The organism is Polymorphospora sp. A560 (assembly GCF_045781765.1).
In the GTDB taxonomy this organism is placed as follows: Bacteria; Actinomycetota; Actinomycetes; order Mycobacteriales; family Micromonosporaceae; genus Polymorphospora; species Polymorphospora lycopeni.
This window is the reverse complement of record NZ_CP122282.1, coordinates 4,844,295-4,864,499: the sequence shown is the minus strand read 5'-3', so window position 1 is coordinate 4,864,499 and position 20,205 is coordinate 4,844,295. Positions and strand designations below refer to the sequence as shown.

At 72.7% G+C, this 20,205-nt stretch carries 16 protein-coding genes; 11 read left to right on the top strand and 5 right to left on the bottom strand.

Features of this window, described 5'->3' with window-relative positions; all coding sequences use genetic code 11:
• Nucleotides 1-17 precede the first annotated feature (17 nt).
• The 7 genes from QCD66_RS21620 to QCD66_RS21590 are packed head-to-tail and all read left to right on the top strand — an operon-like array spanning nt 18 to nt 7,623.
• On the top strand, nt 18-1,532 hold the full coding sequence (locus QCD66_RS21620; protein WP_375734912.1) for an ABC transporter substrate-binding protein: 1,515 nt from the start codon (nt 18-20) through the stop codon (nt 1,530-1,532).
• Nucleotides 1,533-1,578: 46 nt separating this feature from the next.
• Nucleotides 1,579-2,604, top strand: a complete 1,026-nt coding sequence (locus QCD66_RS21615) for an ABC transporter ATP-binding protein (RefSeq protein ID WP_375734911.1) — start codon at nt 1,579-1,581, stop codon at nt 2,602-2,604.
• Entirely contained in the window at nt 2,576-3,598 is a 1,023-nt protein-coding gene (locus QCD66_RS21610) for an ABC transporter ATP-binding protein (RefSeq protein ID WP_375734910.1), read from the top strand. The genes QCD66_RS21615 and QCD66_RS21610 overlap by 29 nt, the downstream gene beginning before the upstream one ends.
• Complete coding sequence (locus QCD66_RS21605; protein WP_407566759.1) at nt 3,598-4,602, top strand: N-acetylglucosamine kinase; 1,005 nt, start codon at nt 3,598-3,600, stop codon at nt 4,600-4,602. Before QCD66_RS21610 ends, QCD66_RS21605 begins: the two co-directional genes overlap by 1 nt.
• Nucleotides 4,599-5,285: an N-acetylmannosamine-6-phosphate 2-epimerase gene (locus QCD66_RS21600; RefSeq protein WP_375734908.1), complete on the top strand. Its 687-nt coding sequence runs from the start codon at nt 4,599-4,601 to the stop codon at nt 5,283-5,285. Before QCD66_RS21605 ends, QCD66_RS21600 begins: the two co-directional genes overlap by 4 nt.
• The gene (locus QCD66_RS21595) at nt 5,285-5,992 is read left to right on the top strand and encodes a GntR family transcriptional regulator (protein WP_375734907.1); all 708 of its coding nucleotides are present in this window, start codon (nt 5,285-5,287) and stop codon (nt 5,990-5,992) included. Before QCD66_RS21600 ends, QCD66_RS21595 begins: the two co-directional genes overlap by 1 nt.
• Nucleotides 5,992-7,623: an FAD-dependent oxidoreductase gene (locus tag QCD66_RS21590; RefSeq protein WP_375734906.1), complete on the top strand. Its 1,632-nt coding sequence runs from the start codon at nt 5,992-5,994 to the stop codon at nt 7,621-7,623. Before QCD66_RS21595 ends, QCD66_RS21590 begins: the two co-directional genes overlap by 1 nt.
• Before the next feature lie 15 nt (nt 7,624-7,638).
• Here the strand turns inward: QCD66_RS21590 and QCD66_RS21585 are convergent, their stop codons facing one another.
• Together QCD66_RS21585 and QCD66_RS21580 are read right to left on the bottom strand one after the other, a co-directional pair.
• A complete protein-coding gene (locus tag QCD66_RS21585) occupies nt 7,639-9,423 on the bottom strand; it encodes an ABC transporter ATP-binding protein (RefSeq protein WP_375734905.1) in 1,785 nt (594 codons plus the stop codon).
• On the bottom strand, nt 9,423-11,324 hold the full coding sequence (locus QCD66_RS21580) for an ABC transporter ATP-binding protein (protein ID WP_375734904.1): 1,902 nt from the start codon (nt 11,322-11,324) through the stop codon (nt 9,423-9,425). Before QCD66_RS21580 ends, QCD66_RS21585 begins: the two co-directional genes overlap by 1 nt.
• 346 nt (nt 11,325-11,670) lie before the next feature.
• Between QCD66_RS21580 and QCD66_RS21575 the strand changes: the two genes are divergently transcribed.
• The 4 genes from QCD66_RS21575 to QCD66_RS21560 all read left to right on the top strand — a co-directional run bounded on the left by QCD66_RS21575 (nt 11,671) and on the right by QCD66_RS21560 (nt 17,574).
• Complete coding sequence (locus QCD66_RS21575; RefSeq protein ID WP_375734903.1) at nt 11,671-13,410, top strand: condensation domain-containing protein; 1,740 nt, start codon at nt 11,671-11,673, stop codon at nt 13,408-13,410.
• A gap of 207 nt (nt 13,411-13,617) precedes the next feature.
• Nucleotides 13,618-14,127 carry a DinB family protein gene (locus QCD66_RS21570; protein ID WP_375734902.1) on the top strand — a complete coding sequence of 170 codons (510 nt, stop codon included), beginning with the start codon at nt 13,618-13,620 and terminating at the stop codon, nt 14,125-14,127.
• Between the two features lie 300 nt (nt 14,128-14,427).
• Nucleotides 14,428-15,732, top strand: coding sequence for a serine hydroxymethyltransferase (glyA, locus tag QCD66_RS21565; RefSeq protein WP_375734901.1), 1,305 nt, complete (start codon nt 14,428-14,430; stop codon nt 15,730-15,732).
• 72 nt (nt 15,733-15,804) lie between these two features.
• On the top strand, nt 15,805-17,574 hold the full coding sequence (locus QCD66_RS21560) for a flavin-containing monooxygenase (RefSeq protein ID WP_375734900.1): 1,770 nt from the start codon (nt 15,805-15,807) through the stop codon (nt 17,572-17,574).
• A gap of 9 nt (nt 17,575-17,583) precedes the next feature.
• Here QCD66_RS21560 and QCD66_RS21555 read toward each other — a convergent pair whose 3' ends face one another.
• The 3 genes from QCD66_RS21555 to QCD66_RS21545 are packed head-to-tail and all read right to left on the bottom strand — an operon-like array spanning nt 17,584 to nt 19,998.
• Nucleotides 17,584-18,744 (bottom strand): acyl-CoA dehydrogenase family protein, encoded by a 1,161-nt coding sequence (locus QCD66_RS21555; RefSeq protein WP_407566758.1) that lies wholly within the window; start codon nt 18,742-18,744, stop codon nt 17,584-17,586.
• Complete coding sequence (locus tag QCD66_RS21550; RefSeq protein WP_407566757.1) at nt 18,741-19,676, bottom strand: hypothetical protein; 936 nt, start codon at nt 19,674-19,676, stop codon at nt 18,741-18,743. The genes QCD66_RS21555 and QCD66_RS21550 overlap by 4 nt, the downstream gene beginning before the upstream one ends.
• 4 nt (nt 19,677-19,680) lie before the next feature.
• Complete coding sequence (locus QCD66_RS21545; protein ID WP_375735678.1) at nt 19,681-19,998, bottom strand: phosphopantetheine-binding protein; 318 nt, start codon at nt 19,996-19,998, stop codon at nt 19,681-19,683.
• Nucleotides 19,999-20,205 lie beyond the last annotated feature (207 nt).

Below are 20,205 nucleotides of genomic sequence, written 5' to 3'. Positions count from 1 at the left end.
CAGTGAAAAGGGATGACATGAGATCTCTGACCACCCGCCTCGGCGCGCTGGCCCTCGCCGGCGTGCTCGGACTGACCGCCTGCTCCTTCGACTCCGGCAGCTCCACCGGTGACGGCACCGGCGCCACCACGCTGCGGGTGGCGAACCCGACCCCGGTGGTGTCGCTGAACCCGTTCGCGGCGAACTCGGCCGACCAGCCCACCCTCACCGTCGTCCAGGAGGTCTTCGAGACCCTGGTCGTACGCGAGAACGGCGAGATCGCCCCGAAGCTCGCCGAGAGCTGGACCAACCCCGACCCGCTGACCTGGCAGTTCGTGTTGCGCAAGGACGTCACGTTCGCCGACGGCACCCCGATGACCAGCGCCGACGCCAAGGCGTCGCTGCAGGCGCTGATCGACGGCAAGGGGCCGCTGGCCGGGCTGTGGGCCACCGTCGACGAGATCGGCACCCCCGACGAGCACACCCTGACCATCCACACCAGCAGCGCGCTGGGCACCGTGCTGAGTAACCTCACCCTGCTCTGGATCGCCCCGGCCGCCAAGCTCGCCGACAGCGCGTTCTTCAACGCCCCGTACGGCACCGGACCGTTCAAGGTCTCGTCGTTCACCGCCGGGCAGAGCGTCGAACTGACCCGCAACGACAACTACCGGGGCGACCAGCCGAAGCTCGAAACCATCTCGTACCGCTACATCCCCGAGGTCTCCGGCCGCGTCACCGCGCTTTCGAACAACGAGATCGATGTGACCTGGGGGCTGCCGCCGGACCAGCTGACCGGCCTGCGCGACAACGACGCGCTGACCGTCGAGTCGTTCCCCACGTACGCCAACTACTACATCTGGTTCAACAGCTCCCGTGAGCCGTTCACCGACGCCCGGGTCCGGCAGGCGATGTGGCACGCCGTCGACTTCGGCCGGATCAACGACTCGCTGTTCGACCAGGCAGGCACCGCCGCCACCGGACCGCTGCCGGAGGCCATCTTCGGCGCCGCCGGACAGAACCCGTACGCCTACGACCCCGCCAAGGCGAAGCAACTGCTCACCGAGGCCGGCTACCCGAACGGGTTCAGCACCTCGATGATGTGGAGCACCGGCTGCTGCACCAACGGCAACTCCTTCGCCGACGCGATGATCAGCGACTGGGCCAAGGTCGGCATCGTCGTCAAGCCCGAGGAGCTCGAGCGGGCCACCTGGCTGGACAAGCTGCTCAAGCTCGACTGGGACAGCACGATGACCACCGGCAGCACCATCACCGGTGACGCCGACTTCACCCTGGCCCGGCTCTACCTGTCGACGGCCAACCGCAACGGCTACGCCAACCCGGAACTCGACCGCATCCTGCTGGCCGCCCGCGCCGAACTCGACCAGGACAAGCGGGCCGACCTGTACGCCCAGGCCGGCAAGATCGTCTGGGACGACGCGGTCGGCATCTTCCCGCTCGACCTCAGCGGCAACGTGGTGCTGCGCAAGGGCGTCGAAGGGTTCACACCGACCCCGAACGACCTGCCCGACTTCGCCGGCGTCTCGCTGCGCTGAGCCGGCACCCGCGCCACATCCCGCCGACCCGGACCCGGAGGACCCGATGGTCGCACCACCACCCGCCCGCCAGCCACTGCTGGCCGTCGACGACCTCGTCGTCTCGTTCGACGGCCCGCTGGGCACCTACCGGGCGCTCAACGGCGTCTCGTTCCACGTCGACGCGGGCGAGACACTGGCGATCCTCGGGGAGTCCGGGTCCGGCAAGTCGGTGACCGTACGCGCCGTCATGGCGCTGCTGCCCCGGCACAGCGCCCGGGTCGAACGCGGCACCATCCGGTACGCCGGTGAGGAGATCTCCGCCAAGCCGGTGCGCCGTACCCGGGAACTGTCCGCGACCGAGATCGCCATGGTCTTCCAGGACTCGCTGACCGCGCTCAACCCGGTGGTCCGGGTCGGCCAGCAGATCGCCGAACTCTTCCGGGTCCGGCAGCGCCTCTCCCGCCGGGAGGCGTGGCAACGGGCCGTCGCCGGCCTGGACCGGGTCGGCATCCCCAACGCCGCGAAACGGGCGCACGACTACCCGCACCAGTTCTCCGGCGGCATGCGGCAACGGGTCGTGATCGCGATGGCGCTCGCGCTGCGGCCCAGGCTGCTCATCGCCGACGAGCCGACCACCGCCCTGGACGTGACCGTGCAGGCGCAGATCATGGACCTGCTGCGGGAACTGCGCGAGGCCGACGGCATGGCGATGATCCTGATCACCCACGACCTCGGCGTGGTCGCCGACGTCGCCGACCGGGTCGCGGTCATGTACGCCGGCACCGTCGTCGAGTCCGGCCCGCTGCGCGAGGTGTACGACGCACCGGCCCACCCGTACACCCGGGGGTTGATGAACTCGGTCCCGGCCCCGGACCGGCCCGGCACCCGGCTCACCCCGATCGAGGGCATGCCGCCGTCACCACTGCACCCACCGACCGGCTGCCCGTTCCATCCCCGCTGTCCCGTCGCCCGGGCGAACTGCCGCACCGACCGGCCGGCACTGCGGATCGTCGCCACCGGCCACGAAGCGGCGTGCCACTACGCGCAGGAGGTGATGACCGGTGTCGACACCGTCAAGGGCGCGGCTTGAGGTCAGGCAGCTCCGGATCACCTATCCCGCCGGCGGCGGCCTGTTCAACCGGGGGCCGGACGTCACCGCCGTCGACCGGCTCAGCCTCACCGTGACCGCCGGCCGCACCCTCGGCCTGGTCGGCGAGTCAGGCTGCGGCAAGTCGACCCTGGCCCGCACCATCGTCGGCCTGCGCCGCCCGGCCGGCGGCGAGATCTGGTACGACGGCCAGCGCGTCGACCACGCCGACGCGGCCCTGCGGCGCCGGCTGACCGCCGAGATCCAGATGGTGTACCAGGACCCGTACTCGTCGCTGAACCCGCGCAAGAAGGTGTCGTTCATCGTCACCGAGGGCTGGCGGGCGCACCGCGACCTCGTGCCGCGTCACGAGTGGGCGGACCGGACCGTCGACCTGCTCGCCCGGGTCGGCCTGGCCGCCGAGGTCGCCGACCGCTACCCGCACCAGCTCTCCGGCGGACAGCGCCAGCGGGTCGGCATCGCCCGGGCACTGGCGCTGTCACCCCGCATCGTCGTCTGCGACGAGCCGGTCAGCGCCCTCGACGTGTCCGTACAGGCGCAGACCCTCAATCTCCTCGCCGACCTGCGCGAGGACCTCGGCCTCGGCTACCTGTTCATCGCCCACGACCTGTCCGTGGTGCGGCACATCAGCGACGACCTCGCCGTGATGTACCTCGGCCGGATCGTGGAGACCGGCCCCGCCGCGGCGGTGTACGACCAGCCCGCACACCCGTACACCCGGGCGCTGATCTCGGCGGCCCCGGTGCCCCGGCCCTGGGCGGCACCGCCCCGCGAACGGATCGTGCTCACCGGCGAGGTCCCCTCGCCCGCCTCGCCGCCGTCCGGCTGCCGGTTCCGGACCCGGTGCCCGCTCGCCCAGCCCCGGTGCGCGGAGACCGAACCGGAACTGCGGATGGTCGCCGGCCGCGAGGTCGCCTGCCACTACGCCGAGCTGAGCCTGTCCGGCGACACCGCCCTCGACAAGGCGGTGCGGTAGTGGACGCCACCGGCGCGGGCGGCCCCGCACCGGCCCGGTCCGGCGCCGTACGGGTCGGGGTCGACCTCGGCCAGGGCGGCTGCCGTGCGCTGGCCCGCTACGGCACCCGTACCGGCCGCGCCGACACCGGCGGCTTCTGGGGCGCCGACCCCGACGCCAGCATCGTCACGGCGGTACGTGACGCGCTCGCCGACCTCGGACCGGTCGCGGACGTACCGGTCAGCGTCGGGGTCGGGATGACCGGCCTCAACGGACAGCCGCCACGGGTGGACGCGATCCGGGCCGGGCTGCGCGAGCTGGGCCTGCGCGGGACACTGCGGGTGGCCGACGACAGCGTCACCGCCTACCTCGGTGCGCTCGGGCCGGTCCCCGGCGCGGTCGTCGCCGCCGGCACCGGCGTGGTGGTGCTCGCCGTCGGCGCCACCGTCGCCCGCGCCGACGGCTGGGGCGCCGACCTCGGCGACCGCGGCTCCGGGCACTGGATCGGCCGGGCCGGCATCCGGCTGGCCCTGCGCGACCGCGACCGTGGCCGGTCCGGCCCGCTGCTGGCGGCCGTCACCGCCGCCTTCGGGCCGGTCGGCGAGCTGCCGGCCCGCTGGCGCGACCGCCCGCCGACCCCGGAACAGGTCGCCGCCTTCGCCACCACCGTCGCAGACCTGGCCCGCGCCGGCCACGACGGCGCCCACCAGATCTGGGACCGGGCCGGCCGGCTGCTCGCCGAGTCGGTGATCGGCGCGGTACGCCGTACCGGGCCGGTCGAATTCGAGGTGCCGGTCGCCGGCACCGGCGGCCTCTTCGGAGCCGGCGACCTGCTGGTCGCGCCGTTCACCGCCGCGCTGCGGGCCGGCCTGCCGCAGGCCCGGCCGGTACCGGCGGCCGGCGACCCGCTCGCCGGCGCCCTGGCCCTGTCCGACGGGTCGGCCGTACCGGCCCCGCTCGCCGCACTCACCGTCCATGTCGACCTGGAGAAGGTCGACATCGTAGAAGAGGTTGAAACCCGATGAACGTGGCCGATGCCATCCGTGGACGGCTGGTCGTCTCGTGCCAGGCCCAGGACAGCGACAGCCCGTTCGTGGACACCGCGCACATGATGGCGATGGCGTCCGCGGCCGTGCTCGGCGGCGCCGCCGGCCTGCGCGGCCAGGGGATCGCGCACGTACGCGGCATGGTCGACCTCGGTGTGCCGGTCATCGGCCTGGTCAAGCGCAGCACCCCCGGCAGCTCCGTCTACATCACCCCGAACGTGGCCGACGTGACCGCGCTGACCTCGGCCGGCGCGCAGATCGTCGCGGCCGACGGCACCGCCCGCCCCCGGCCCGGTGGGGAGAAGCTCGTCGACCTCGTCGCCGCCGCGCACAACGGCGGCGCCCTGTTCATGGCCGACGTGGACAGCCTCGACGCCGCCCTGGCCGCCGTCGACGCCGGAGCCGACCTGGTCGGCACGACGCTGTCCGGCTACACCACCGGCCCGGTTCCGGAGTGGCCGGACATCGCCCTGGTGGGCGCCCTGGCCCGACACTGTCCCGTTCCGGTGATCGCGGAGGGGCGGTACCGTACCCGTGCCCAGGTATCGGCGGCGTTCGCCGAGGGCGCGTGGGCCGTCGTCGTCGGCACCGCCATCTCCGACCCGGTCCGCACCACGCGCTGGTTCGCGCAGGCCTGCCCACACCCCACAGCGGAGCCGTGATGACCACCAAACTGAGCCAGATCCGCGCCGAACTGCGGCACCGCGTCTCGGCCCTGGCGCCGCACGCGGCGCTGCCCCGCGAGCGGGACCTCGCCGAGGAACTCAGCGTCAGCCGGACCACCCTGCGCCAGGCGCTGCGTGAACTGCTCGACGCCGGCCTGATCTACACCATCCGGGGCCAGGGCACCTTCGTCTCCGACACCCGTATCGCCAAGGACACCAGCCTCAGCGGGTTCAGCGAGGACATGCGGGCCCGTGGCCTCATCCCGAGCAGCAAGATGATCGACGCCGACGCGGTCGTCGCCCGCGACGCCGTGGCCACCGAACTCGGCCTGCCCGAAGGGTCGCTGCTCTACCGGATCGAGCGGCTGCGGCTGGCCGACGGGGCGCCGATGTGCCTGGAAGAGGTGCACCTGCCCGCCGACCTGTTCCCGGGACTGCTGGTCGAGGACCTCGGCGGCGGGCTCTACGAGACCATGAAGGACCGCTACAGCGTCCAGGTCACCGTCGCCCAGCAGATGATCGCCGCCGTCGTACCGACACAGCGGCAGTGCGACCTGCTGGAGATCCCGGCGACGGCGGCCCTGCTCGAGGTACGCCGCATCGGCTACGACGGGCGCGGCCGGGCGATCGAACGCGCGGTCTCGTTCTACCGGGGCGACCGGTACCACTTCTCACTGACGGCACGACGAGGCGAGGGCGGCTGATGGGCACGGGCACGACGACGGTCGAGGAGTTCACCGACGTACTCGTCGTCGGCGGGGGAGTGGGCGGGATCGCCGCGGCGCTCGCCGCCTGCGAGGGCGGCGCCCGGGTCGTCGTCGTGGAGCCGTACGAGTGGATCGGCGGGCAGCTCACCTCGCAGGCGGTGCCGCCGGACGAGCACCGGTGGATCGAGACGCACGGCTCGACGCGCACCTACCGGCGCTTCCGGCAGGGCGTGCGAGGCCACTACCGGGACTGGTATCCACTGGCCTCGCCGCCCGCCGGCGGCCTGCTCAACCCCGGCAACGGGTGGGTGAGCCCGCTGTGCCACGAACCCCGTGCGGCGTTGGCCGTGCTCCAGGCGATGACCGCCCCGTGGTGCGCGGCCGGCCGGTTGACCGTCCACACCCGGGCAGAGCTCCAGCGTGCGTACACCGACCGGGACACGGTGACCGGCGTCGCCGTACGGCTGGCCGACGGCACCGTACGTCACATCGGCGCCCGGCTGGTGCTGGAGGCGAGCGAGACCGGCGAGCTGCTGGCCCTGGCCGGCATCGAACACCGCACCGGCACCGAGTCGCAGGCGCAGACCGGCGAGCCGAGCGCGCCCCGCGAGGCGGCGCCGCTGAACATGCAGGCGGCCACCGTCTGCTTCGCGCTCGAACACGTCGACGGCGACCACACCGTGGACCGGCCGGCCGACTACGCCCACTGGCGTGACCAGTCGGCGCCGGGCTGGCCCGGCCGGCTCTTCAGCTGGACCTACCCCGATCCGCGCACCGGCGAGCCGGTCACCGGCCGGTTCGTCCCGAACCCACCGGCGACGGCGACGACGTCGATGGAGGAGGCGCTGCTCGCCCCGGAACTGTGGACCTACCGGCGGATCCTGGACCGGCAGGCGTTCCGGCCCGGCCTGCTGCGCAGCGACGTCACGATCGTCAACTGGCCGATGACCGACTACCTGGACGGGCCGCTGTTCGACGTGCCGGACGCCGAGCGGCACGTCCGGCGGGCGAAGGAGTTCAGCCAGGCGTTCCTCTACTGGATGCAGACCGAGGCGCCCCGGCCGGACGGCGGCACCGGCTTCCCCGGGCTGCGGCCGCGGCCCGACGTGACCGGCACCGCCGACGGCTTCGCGCAGGCGCCGTACATCCGCGAGGCCCGCCGGCTCGAGGCGGTGACGACACCGACCGAGCAGGACCTGTCCGTCGCGGTACGCGGCGCCGCCGGGGCGGTGCACTACCACGACTCGGTCGGCACCGGCCACTACCGGATCGACCTGCACCCGACGACCGGCGGCGACGGCTACCTCGACGTGGCCGCGCACCCGTTCGAGATCCCGCTCGGGGCGCTGCTGCCCAGCCGGGTCACGAACGTGGTGGCGGCCGGCAAGGCGATCGGGACGACGCACATCACCAACGGCTGCTACCGGGTGCACCCGGCCGAATGGTCGATCGGCGAGGCGGCCGGCGCGCTCGCCGCCTACTGCCTGGACCGGCAGACGTCGCCGCACGCCGTACGCGACGACGCGAAGCTGCTCGAGGACTTCCGGGCCGAACTGGACCGGCGCGGCGTCGACCTGCACTGGCCGGCCACCGTCACCGGTGCGCCCGCTCCCGCCCCGGTGACCTGAGCCGGGCGCCCGGATTCACCGGTAGGCCTCCGCCTGCAGCTCGTACAGCTCCGCGTAGAGGCCGCCGGCCCGGACCAGCGCGGCGTGGTCGCCGGCCTCCACGATCCGCCCGTCGGCGACCACGATGATCAGGTCGGCCATCCGGACGGTGGAGAACCGGTGCGAGACGAAGACGGTGACGGCCCCGGTCTTCGCCGCCAGCTCGCGCGACTGGGCGGCGTACCGCTCGAACAGCGCGTGTTCGGCGGCGGCGTCCAGCGCCGACGTGGGCTCGTCGAGGACGAGCAGGAGCGGCTCCTCGCGCATCAGCGCCCGGCCGAGCGCGAGCTTCTGCCACTGCCCGCCGGACAGTTCGGTGCCCTGGGGGAGGGTCTTGCCGAGCGGTGTCTCCAGCCCGTGGTCGAGCCGGTCCACGACGTCGGTCGCCTGTGCCCGCCCGAGCGCGGCCGACACCGCCGGCCCGGAGGTGATCCGGGGCAGGTCGCCGACGCCGACGGCCTCCCGGGCCAGGAACTCGAAGCGGACGAAGTCCTGGAAGCCGGCCGCGATCCGGGACCGCCACTGTTCGAGCGGGATCCGGCGCAGCTCGACGCCGTCGACGAGGATCTCGCCCCGGACCGGCTGGTAGAAGCCGCAGAGCAGCTTGACCAGGGTGCTCTTGCCGGCCCCGTTCTCGCCGACGATGGCCACGGAGGTGCCGGCCGGCAGGGTCACGTCGACGTCCCGTAGGACCGGGGCGGCGGCGCCGGGATAGCCGAACTCGACACCACGCAGCCGGATGCCCTCGCTGAGCCGGGTCGGGGGCTCGCTGTCGGCGGCCACCGGTTCGGCCGTGTCGATCAGTTCGCGCATCTCGTTCAGGCGTACGAAGGCGTTGGTGATCTGCTGGAACTGCTGCAGCTGGGCCACGGCCGCGGCCACCTGCTGGTTGACCTGGGCGGCGAGGGCGATCGACAGCACAACCTCGCCGACCGTGCGCCGGCCGGCGGCCGCGTCGCGGACCACGAGCAGGATGCAGACGACGTATCCGGCGGCGAAGCAGAGCTGACCGGCGGTCCGCACCAGGGTCGCCGCCTGGTGCGAGCGCCACAGCCGGCGGGTGACGCCGTCCCACAACGACCGGTGCCGGGCCAGCACCTCCCGCTGGAGCCGGAAGACGCGCAGCTCCTTGGCCGGTCCGGCGTCGGTGGTGATCTGGAACAGGCGCTGGGCCACCCGGTCGTCCTGGGCCGTGGCCAGCTTGGCCCGGTCGACCATCCGCTCGGCGATCCGCCCGGTGACCAGGGGCGGTACGGCGGCCAGCGGAAGCAGGAGCAGGAACGGGTTGACCATCGCCAGCAGCACCGCGGTGAGCACCATCGCTACGGCCAGCCCGGCGAGGGCGAGCAGCGCCTCCAGGCTGCTGCGCAGTTGCTGCATCTCGCGGCGGAGCACGGTGAGCTTGTCGGCGTAGTCGGCCCGCTCGTGGTGGGCCAGCCCGGGCGACCCGTTCGCCAGGGCGATGATCTCCCGGTCCATGTGGACCACGTTCAGTTCGGACAGCTCGAAGTGTGCGATGTGGGCGAAGTGGCCCAGGGTGAGCGCGGCGACGGCCAGCGCGGCGACCGTGACACCGGCGGACACGGCGTCGGCCACCCGGCCGTCGAGGGCGGCGTCGATCAGCCAGCGCAGGCCGAGCGCGGTCAGCGGCGCGGCCACCGCACCGGCGATCATCAGCGTGACCGCGACGATCGTCTTGCGCCGGTTCTGGTGCCAGCAGATCGACAGCAGTTGCCGGGCGGTGGAGAACAGGTCCCGCATCAGGCCGCCTTCGCGTCGTCGGTGAACCGGCTCGCCTGCAACCGGAACAGTTCGGCGTAGCGGCCGCCGAGGCGTACGAGCTCGTCGTGCGAGCCCTGCTCGGCGACCCGCCCGTGTTCGAGTACGACGATGTTGTCGGCGTGCCGGACGGTGGAGAACCGGTGTGACACGAGGATCGTGGTCATCCCCTCGGTGAGCCGGACGAACTCGTCGTAGAACTGGGCTTCCGCGCGCACGTCGAGGTTGGCGGTGGGCTCGTCGAGGACGAGGATCGAGGCGCCGTGGCGCAGCGCGAACAGCGCCCGGGCGATCGCCACTCGCTGCCACTGCCCGCCCGACAGGTCCACGCCGCCGTCGAGGTGCCGGGCCAGCGGGCTGTCCAGCCCCTTGGGCAGGCGGTCGAGGGCGTCGAGGATGCCGGCCGCGTCGGCGGCGGCGCGGATGCCGTCCCGGTCGGACAGGTGCTCCACCGCACCGAACCCGATGTTCTCCGCCGCCGACAGGTCGTGGCGCAGGTAGTCCTGGAAGATGACGGCGATGTGCCGCCGCCACCCGTCGACCGGCAGCTCGCGTACGTCCACCCCGTCGACGCGTACGCTGCCCTTGGTCGGTTCCTGCAGCCGGGCGAGGAGCTTGACGAGGGTGGTCTTGCCGGCTCCGTTGACACCGACGATGGCGGTCGACCGGCCGGCCGGGATGGCCAGCTCCAGCCCGTCGAAGACGGCCCGGTTCTCGCCCGGGTAGCCGAATCCCACGCCGTCGAACCGGATGCCGCTGGCCGGGGCCCGGACCTCGTCCCCGTCGTCCGGGCCGGTCGCCGGGGTCATCGCCCGGACGCTGCTGTCGAAGGTCCGGACCGCGTCGTAGGCGTTCATCCCGAACTGGGTCGGTACGTCGGACTCCGGGTACTGCTCGCCGAGGCGCAGCGCCGCCAGGACGGCCTGAAGGGTGACGACCAGGTTCGTCAGCGGCAGCGCTCCGGCCGCCTCCGCGCCGACCGATCCGAGCAGCGCCGCGGTGACCAGAAGGGCGGCGGCGGCCATCCACAGGTGCGGTTTGAGGAAGACCCGGCGCCGGGCGGCCCAGACCAGCACGATCCACTTCATGTATCCGTCGCGGTAGCGGTCGGCCAGCCAGCCGGCCAGCCCGAAGACTCGGATCTCCTTGCCGCCCGGTGCGCCGGCGGCCACGTCGCGAAGGTAGTCGCTGCGCCGGCGGTCGGCCGCGATGACGCGCCCCACCTGCGAGTATCTGCGTAGCCCGCCGCGCTGTCCGTGGCGCAGGAACATGACCACGGCGGCGACCGCGACGCCCATCAGCCACGAGAAGAACAACCCGATCAGTACGACGTGGCCGGCGAGTTGCACGTACCGGGCGACGAGGGCGAGCAGTCCGGCGCACGCCTTGCCGGGGCTGGTGAAGCCGTGTTCGAGTTCGCGGCCGGCGTCGCCGAGCTCGTTGAGCAGCCGCTGGTTCTCCAGCGGTGCGACGGTCGGGCTGCGCAGCGAGGCCGCCATCAGCATCCGGGTCACCTTGCCGTCGACCCGCCGGGCCACGAGCTCGCCGAGGGCGCTCTGCAACGGGGCGAGCACCTGCTGGCCGACGAACGCCGCGGCGGCGATCCAGAAGGCGAGCATCATGTCGGCCCACGCCGCCGAGTCGGCGCCGCCGGTCACCGCGGCGGGCACCTGGCCGAGCAGGACGCTCGTCGCGACCACGAACGCCACCGGCAGCAGCCCGAACACGACGTTGAACAGGGTGAGGGCGACGGTCAGCGGCCAGCCGGCCGTCGGGATCAGTTTCGCGATCTCCCACCGGGGCCGGGCGATCGCGCCGGCATGGACGATCCCCTGCCTGATCCGGTCACGCCGCCGGGGATGGGCTGGGGCGTCGTTTCGCAATTCCGTCTCCAGAACGTGATCGGTGGCGGTGGCCGTCGCCGGCCGGAACGGCGACACCGTGCGGTGCGCACCGTCCTCTTCGGAGCGTCGCCGCTCGGGAACGTCACTTCTGCGGGACGTCACTCTGATGTCGCTCGCCGGAACGTGGTGCCACGCCGGCGGCCGGCGCGATCGACGCGTGGCTATCGGACGGACGATACCGCATCACCGGGACGTCGTGCCGCCTCGCCGGAACGGCCGGCGACGCGACTCGTTGACCCCGGTCCGGGCGCGACGGTACGCTCCAGGGCCCGCTGGATCATCAACGACGCCCGCCGATGCGACGACCGGGGACATCATGTGCGCCATGCCGATCCGTCACCTGACGTTCGACGCCGGTGAGTCCGTCACCGCCCCGCTGACCTGGGGCCAGTACGCCATCTGGAAGCCGTTGCAGTGGTTCGGCGACGCCACCGCGTCGTTCAACCTCAGCCGGTCGTTCGAGCTGGCCCGCCCGGTGACCGGCGAGCGGTTCCTCGACGCCGTACGCGCCCTCGTCGAACGGCACTCGTCGCTGCGTACGCACTTCGTCGACGGCGAGCAGCGGATCGCCGGCACCGGTGAGATGGCGGTCGCCTTCCACCCGCTGCCGGACGGCGCCGACGCCGCCGCCCACGCCGCCGACATCGCCGGGACGCTGACCGCCGACAGCTTCGACCTGACCTCGGTGTGGCCGGTCCGGTTCGCCGCCGTGCTCTCCCCGGCGGAACAGGTCGTGGCGGTCGTCCTGGTCGCCTCGCACGTGGCGGTCGACAACTGGGCGGTGGAGAGCCTGGCCGAGGACCTGCGGGTGCTGCTCGGCGCCGAACCCGCGCCGGCCGCCGAGCCCGACACCGCCTGGTCGCCGCTGGAACAGTTCGAGTTCGAGCGGTCGGAGGCCGGCCGGCAACTGGCCGCGGGCGCCCTTCGGCACTGGGGGGACCGGCTGCACGCCGCGCCCGCGACCATGTTCGACTTCGCGCCGGTGCCGGCCGACGGCCCGCCGATCCACCGCTACCGCATGGTGTCCCCGGCGGTCGCGGTCGCGACGCCGATCCTCGCCGCCCGCTCCAACACCTCCATCTCGACGGTGCTGCTGACGGTCACCGCGCTGTGGCTGGCCGCCTACTCCGGTCATGACGCCGCGGTGCTCCAGTTGATCACCGGTAACCGCTTCGACGCCCGGCTGCGTGCCCTGCGGGCGCCCACCGCGCAGGACGGCCTGTTCGTGCTGCCGCGACAGGACGTCGCGCTGTCGGCGGCCTTCCGCCAGGCGTTCCCGGCGGCCGTACGCGGCTACCGCAACGGCCAGTACCACCTCGACGACCTGGTCGCGCGGCAGGCGGAGGTCGGGCTCGCCCGTGGGCTGCGCTTCGACCTGTCGGCGTACTTCAACGACGCGCGCCGCGACCGCGACTGGGCGCCGCCGGCCACGGTTCCGGACCCGGCCGAGCTGGCTGAGCTGCGGGCCGCGAGCACCGTTAGCCGGTTCGAATCGCTGCCCCGGCACGACATGAAGTTCATGCTGAGCTTCAACCGGCCCGAGCCGGACCGGTGCGGGCTGGTCCTGCTGGCCGACGGGCGCTACCTGCCCCCGCCGGTCGGGGAGCGGTTCCTGCGTGGCCTGGAGCTGGTCGTCTGCACCGCCGTGCACGAGGAGTTGTCGGTCGCCGACGTAACCAGGCTGTGCGGGGTCGCGCCGGTCGTACGGGGCCCGGACTGGGTCCGTACCCGGGCTGGCTGGACCCGGCCGGAGGCGGTGCGGCGGCTGGTCGCCGGCCTGCTGCCCGGCACCGCGGTGACGGTCGCGTGCCGACCGGCGGCCGGCCCGGAGCAGGTCGTCGACCTGGAGGTCTACGTCGCCGTCGACGGGGCGACGCCTCCCGAACCGCTGCCGGACCTGCACCGCCGGGTGGTCGCGGCGCTGCCGGACGAGCCCGGCGTCGTCGCGCCCGACCGCTACACCCTGTGCCGGGGGTCGGTGGGCCCGGACGCGGACCTGGGGCGGTGGGAGGCGCTGCCGGTCATCGACCACGGCACCGGGCGCCAGGTGCCGGTGTCCCGATGAGACGAAAGGCGCCACTAGTCGTGTCGAAATCATTTCGACGGACGGCTCCATTGCCGATAACCGGGTTTGCCGGCGGTTTCCTCGTCCAGGTCTCGGGCCGGAAACAAGTTTTGCGCACCGGGTGTGAGCGGAAAGGGCCGGGTTCGGGCGCCGTCTGATCGAGGGCCGTGCTTGCACCGTCCGTCGCGCCGTGAATAGCATGGCCGGGTGGGAGACTTCGAGATCCTTTTCGAGCATCACATCTGGGCCACCCGGGCGCTCATCGAGCATTGCCAGACGTTGACGCCCGAACAGCTCGCTCTCTCGACGCCGGGCACGTACGGCGCCATCGTCCCGACGATCACCCACATCATCGCCGAGGACCAGCGGCTCCTGCGGCGGCTCACCGGCGAGGCGGCCGAGGTGCCGGTGGTCGAGGAGGAGTCCTTCACGCTCGCCGAGTTGCACGCGGTGTGGGCCGGGCAGAGCGAGCGGTGGCACGACGTGCTGCGGCGCCGGGAGGAGATGGAGGTCACGTTGCCGCCGCGCGGCCCGTGGCCCGAGGTCACCGGGGCGCGGCCGCTGGTGCTCCTGGAGGCCCTCCAGCACGGCAACGACCACCGGACGCACGTCTGCTCGGTCCTCGGCGCGCACGGCCTGACCGTGCCGTTCCTGTGTGGCTGGATGTTCTGGCGGTCGACCGGTCGGGTGACCACGGCGGAACCGGCGACGGCGTAGCGCCGGCCGTCCGCAATTCATCCCGGAATCGGCTGAACGGTCAAGATTCCAGGCATCTCCGATCCAATTTGTGTGGACGGACAGCCCGCCTTTGTCGACGTGTCCGGGCTCGCGTTAATGCGACCGCTGGCCGGCGTGGGAGCGATCCCGCCGACTGTCACCAGTTTTGCCCGATATGGATGGCCGACGCTGTCTACCTCGCCGTCGGCGGCTTCTCCCTCGGCTCATTTGATGGCCGTCCACATGAGTTACATTGGTTAATGCGCAATGAAGATCATCATTGAGTGGGACGGTGGCTGAGTGGGTGAGCCTGTGTCAGGAGTCGACGACGTCTCGGCGCTGCGAGGCGCGGACGCGACCATCGCCCGGATGATCGAAGAGGAGCTGACCCGGCAGTCCACCACCATCAACCTGATCGCCGCGGCGAACTACCTGACCCCGGCGGTGCGGGCCGCCATGCACCCCGCGCTCGAAGCGGTGCACTGCGAGGGATACCCGGGCCGCCGCTACCACCAGGGGCAGGCGGTGTCCGACGCCATCGAGCGGCTCGCCGTCGAGCGCGCCTGCCGCCTCTTCGGCAGCGAGCACGCCAACGTCCAGCCCTACCGGGGCACCATGGCCAACCTCGCGGCGGCGCTGGCCGTACTCCAGCCCGGCGACCCGGTCCTGGGCCTGCAGACCGCCGCGGGCGGCCACTACTCCACCGGCGGCTCGCTGCACCTCATCGGCCGGATGTTCCGGGTGGTCCCGTACGGCCTGCGGCCCGACACCGGCCGGCTCGACCACGACGTGATCCGCGCCCTCGCCCACCGGGAGCGGCCCCGCGCCATCTTCTGCGGCGACACCTCGTATCCCCGGCTGTGGGACTTCCGCGCGCTGCGTGACATCGCCGACGAGGTCGGTGCCGTCCTCATCGCCGACATCTCCCAGTCGGCCGGGCTCATCGCCGGCGGCGCGATTCCCAGCCCGGCACCGCACGTCGACATCATGACCGCCGCCACCTACAAGACCCTGCGCGGTCCCCGCGCCGGACTCATCCTGAGCACGGCCGCACTGGCCGACAAGGTCGACCGGGCCGTCTACCCCATCTGCCAGGGCGGGACGAACGTGCGGATCGTGGCCGGCATCGCCGCCGCGCTCGGCGAGGCGCTGACCGACTCGTTCCGGGCCTACACCAGGCAGGTCGTGGAGAACAGCCGCTGCCTCGCCGACAACCTCGTGCTGTGGGGCTTCGACCTGGTCACCGACGGGACCGAGAACCACGCCTGCCTGGCCGACGTACGCCCTCTCGGGGTGACCGGCGACGTGGCGGCGCAGTGGCTCTCGGCGGCCGGCATCCTCAGCAACGGCAACCAGATCCCCAACGACCCGAGCGGCCCCCGCCGACCCAGCGGGCTGCGCCTGGGCACGGCGGCGGTCACCACCCTCGGCATGGACCCACCGGTGATCGCGGAGGTGGCCGGGCTGGTGGCCCGGGTGCTGCGCAACGGCGGCCGGCAGAACGCTGTCGAGGAACAGGTACGGGCCAGGGCCGCGGAGATCCGCTACGGCTACCACGCCTGGAACGACGCCTGGTGGGGGCTTGATGTCGAGGAACTGGTCTGATACCGGTAAGCCCGGACCGACCACGCCGCCACGACACCGGCCGGATGTCTCATGTCGACAGGGGAACCACCGATGACCGACAAGGAAGCGCTGAAGCGCCGGTACGCGCTGGAGCGTGACAAGCGGCTACGGCCGGACGGGCCGCTGCAGTACCGCCGGTGGGAAGACGGCCGCCCGGATCCGTTCACCCCGGTCACGCCACGTCCGCCGAAACGCGACCACGTCACCGTCGCCTTCGTCGGTGGCGGCTTCGCCGGCCTGGCCACGTGTGCCCAGCTCAAGCAGGCCGGCGTCGATTCGGTCCGGATCGTCGAGAAGGGCGGCGACTTCGGCGGCGCCTGGTACTGGAACCGGTACCCGGGCGTGCAGTGCGACACCGCCTCGTTCGTCTACATGCCACTGCTCGAAGAGACCGGCTACATGCCGTCGGAGAAGTACGCGCACGGGCCGGAGATCCTGGAGCACTGCCGGCGCATCGGCAAGCACTTCGACCTCTACGCCGACGCGCTCTTCCACACCCAGGTGACGGACCTGCGGTGGGACGGCGACCACTCACGGTGGATCGTGCGTACGGACCGGGGCGACGAGTTCACCGCCCGGTTCGTCGCACTCGGGACCGGGCCGCTGCACGTACCGAAGATCCCCCGCATCCCGGGGCTGGAGACGTTCGGCGGGCACAGCTTCCACACCAGCCGCTGGGACTACGAATACACCGGCGGCGACCCGCTCGGCGCACCCATGGACCGGCTGCGGGACAAGCGCGTCGCCGTCATCGGCACCGGCGCCACCGCCGTGCAGTGCGTGCCGCCCCTGGCCCGCGACGCCGCCGAACTCCTCGTCTTCCAGCGGACGCCGTCCTCAGTGGACGAACGCGGCAACCGGCCCACCGACCCGGCCTGGTTCGCCGAGATCGCCACCCCCGGCTGGCAGCAACGCTGGCTGGAGAACTTCACCGCGAACCAGACCGGTTCCGCGCGCGAGGACCTGGTGATGGACGCGTGGACCGATCTCGCCCGCCGGGCCCGCGACCGGATCCGCAAGCTGCCCCGCACCCAGCTGACCCGCGACGGCATCAACGCCGCGTACGAGGACGCGGACTTCGAGAAGATGGAGGAGATCCGCGCCCGGGTCGACACCGTCGTCGACGACCCGGAGACGGCGCGGCGGCTCAAGGCGTGGTACCGGCAGCTCTGCAAGCGGCCGTGCTTCTCCGACGAATACCTCCAGTCGTTCAACCGGCCCAACACCCACCTGGTCGACACCGACGGGCGCGGCGTCGAGCGCATCACCGCGACCGGGATCGTCGCCGGGGGTGTCGAGCACCCGGTGGACTGCATCGTCTACGCGACCGGGTTCGAGGTCAGCACCCCGTTCACCGAACGTGGCGGCTTCGATATGACGGGTCGCGACGGGCGGCTGTCGGACTACTGGGGCGAGGGGATGCGTACCCTGCACGGCATCCACGTGCACGGGTTCCCCAACGCGTTCTTCGTGCAGCCCTCGCACGGCGCCCGCCTGATCGCCAACATCCCGCACAACCTGACCGAGTCGGGGACGACCATCACCGGCATCGTCCGGCACGCCCTCGAGCACGGCCACGACGAGGTCGAGGTGACCCGCGAGGCCGAGGACGCCTGGATGGAGCTGCTGCTGGGCTCGACCAGCAACGTCGGATCGGCCGACTGCACGCCCGGCTCCTACAACAACGAGGGCCAGGACTCCGGCCCCCGGCGGGCGTTCTTCGTCGGATATCCGCAGGGCGCCCAGGCGTTCTTCCGCTTCATCGGGCAGTGGCGCGCGGCGGGGACGTTCGACGGCCTGGAGTTCCGCCGCCGGGATTGACCGACCGGGTCAGAACAGCGTTTTGAGGATCCGCAGCGAGTCGCCGACGTTGTCCAGCAGGCGGTCGTTGCGGATCATCAACGGCGCGCTCATCGCGTCCCGTAGCTGACGGCCGAGGGCGACGTCGGTGTCCAGCAGGTAGGCGTCCAACCCGACCGCGGCCATCGCGCCGACGACGATGTCCACCACCCCACGGGACACGCGTACCTTCAGGCTGTTCAGCTCGACGGCGCCGCGGAGCCCGGCGGACGGTCCGGCCGTACCACCACCCGGCCGGACCGACACCGCCGCCGCCTGCCGCCGGCAGAACCCGTCCAACTCGTAGAAGGCCGCGACCTGCTCGGTGTAGCCCGGCGGCAGCGCGCGTTGCCCACGGCCCGGCCGGCGCAGGTGCCGGCCGGCGGTCTCCAGCGCGTCGGCGGCGATGCCCAGCCACACCGCCGACCACAGCACGTGGCTGACCGGGAACATGGTCGCGGCGAGGATCTCCGCGAACGCGGCCGGCAGGACGCCGCCGGCCGCCGCCCGGGCGTCGACGGTGGCGCCGACGCTGGCGGTTCCGCGCAGGCCGAGGGCGTTCCACGGCCGGGTCGCCTCGACCTTCGTCCACTCGCCGGCCGGTGGGTCCGTACGGCGCAACAGGACGAGGACCTGGTCGGTTCCGGCCGCGTCGGGGCCGCGGCGGGCGGTGACCAGCAGGGCGTCGGCCTGCTCCCCGTACGACATGGTGCCGACGTGCTTGCGCAGCCGGACGTGGTCGCCGTCGGCTTCGACGGCGGCGGTGCTGGAGCGGATGTCGCCGCCGTGCCCGTCCTCGGAGGTCCCGGACGCGACGAGCAACTGCCCGGCGGCGGCGAGGCGCAGGAAGTCGCGGCCGGGCGCCCCGCCGTGCGCGACGAGGCACGCGACCTGGATCTGGTGCATCGCGAAGATCATCGCCGTCGACGCGCAGGACTTTCCCAGGATCGTGCAGACGTCGGCGACCTCGGCGACGGTCAGCCCGCCGCCGCCGAGGTCGCCGGGGATCAGCGCGGCGAGCAGCCCCTCGGCCCGCAACGCCGCCACCGACTCGCGCGGGAAGCGGCCCTGCCGGTCGACGTCGTCGGCGTGCCGGCGCAGGGCCACCGCCGCCCGCCGGGCGGCCTCTCCGGCGGGCGGCCCGCCGGTCACCGGTCCGCCGCGGCACCGTCGTCGGCCGCCCGGTCCGGCCGGCCGGCACCGAACGCCCGGCGGGTGACCTCCGGCCAGTCCCGCGGACTCGGGCCGTGCTGGAGGAACGCGGCCAGGACGACCCGTTCCAGCCCGAACCCCACGCACGCCGAGACCGCCGGCTGCCCGTCGCCGCCGGTGACACCGTACGGGCGGGTGAAGTGCGTCTCGTGGTCGTTGACCGAGGCCAGCGCGACGCCGCCGTCGTCGGTCGGGCAGACGTACTCCTGCTTGAGATCGCGTTCGAGCTGCTCGCGGGCGAGCATCCGGCCGCCGGAGCCGAAGAACGGGTCGGTGGCGACCGCCCGCGTGACGGTCAGCCCGAAGCCGGTGAACAGCCGCCCGGCGAAGTCGTGGGCCCGGGCCAGGAACCGGTCGACCGTGGCCCGGTCGCCGACGCAGACGATCTCGTGCATCCGGAACAGCTGCATCCGGAAGGGGTCGTCGCTCGGCTCCCGCCGGAAGCAGTAGCCCATCGTGTCGTACCACTCGCCGCCGCCGACGTCACGGCCGGCGAGGTGGGGGTAGACCGGGTAGCAGGCGGCCGGGCACGGTGCCAGCTCCGACGGCCGCAGCAGTTCCTCCCACGCACCGTCGCGGTGCAGCCGGGCGGCGACCGCCGTCTCGCGGCCCGTGGTGTCGGCGCAGACGCTGATCGTGCCGGCCAGGTGTGGGAACGAGCGCAGGTAGCCGACCCGGTGCAGTTCGTCGGCGGCGACCGCCGGCGGATACCGGACCACCGCCGCGCCGACCTCGGCGGCCATCGCCGAGACGGCCGAGCCGACCGCATCCACCAGGCTCTCGAAACGCCCGTCCCGGCCGTACAGGCCGGCGACGGCGGTGGGGAACAGGTAGCCGTCCCGGCACAGCGCCTGCCGAAGCCGCTGGCGCACCGGGTCAGCGGCCCTCGGGAAGGAACGGGGAGACGGCCGCCCACAGCGTCGCCGGGGTCTCGAAGTTCTTGCCGATCAGGACCTCGTCGGGAAACTCCACGTCCCACTCGTCCTGCAGGAGCAGCACCAGCCCGGTCCGGCCGAGGCTGTCCAGGCCGAGCGCGGCGAGGTCGGTGTCCGGCGCTATCCGGTGGCCGCCCGGGACCTCCGGCAGCATCGCGACGACCGCCTCCTCGAACGCGGACGGCCAGTCGCCGGGCCGCTCGGTCCCCTGGTCGGCGCCGGTGGTCGACGGGGCCGCCGGATCCCCAGTTGTCTGCACGTGCGGGCCTTCCTTCGCTGGCTGGACCGGGCCGGACCGGCGTCGTGGGTCGACGCCCCGTCGAGCCGGTCAACGCCCGTCGATTCCGTTCACGCCCGTCGATTCCACTGTGGCATGCTTGTCGCGGTCCGCAATGGTCCGGGTGGCATCACGATCCTGGTCAACCAGCCGATCGATGTCAATCACCGCAGACCGTAGGGTGAAGCG

Excerpts from the sequence above, each read along its gene's own strand:
- QCD66_RS21620 (WP_375734912.1), top strand. The coding sequence starts at position 18 with ATGAGATCTCTGACCACCCGCCTCGGCGCGCTGGCCCTCGCCGGCGTG.
- QCD66_RS21615 (WP_375734911.1), top strand. The coding sequence starts at position 1,579 with ATGGTCGCACCACCACCCGCCCGCCAGCCACTGCTGGCCGTCGACGAC.
- QCD66_RS21600 (WP_375734908.1), top strand. The coding sequence starts at position 4,599 with ATGAACGTGGCCGATGCCATCCGTGGACGGCTGGTCGTCTCGTGCCAG.
- QCD66_RS21595 (WP_375734907.1), top strand. The coding sequence starts at position 5,285 with ATGACCACCAAACTGAGCCAGATCCGCGCCGAACTGCGGCACCGCGTC.
- QCD66_RS21590 (WP_375734906.1), top strand. The coding sequence starts at position 5,992 with ATGGGCACGGGCACGACGACGGTCGAGGAGTTCACCGACGTACTCGTC.
- QCD66_RS21585 (WP_375734905.1), bottom strand. The coding sequence starts at position 9,423 with ATGCGGGACCTGTTCTCCACCGCCCGGCAACTGCTGTCGATCTGCTGG.
- QCD66_RS21575 (WP_375734903.1), top strand. The coding sequence starts at position 11,671 with ATGCCGATCCGTCACCTGACGTTCGACGCCGGTGAGTCCGTCACCGCC.
- QCD66_RS21560 (WP_375734900.1), top strand. The coding sequence starts at position 15,805 with ATGACCGACAAGGAAGCGCTGAAGCGCCGGTACGCGCTGGAGCGTGAC.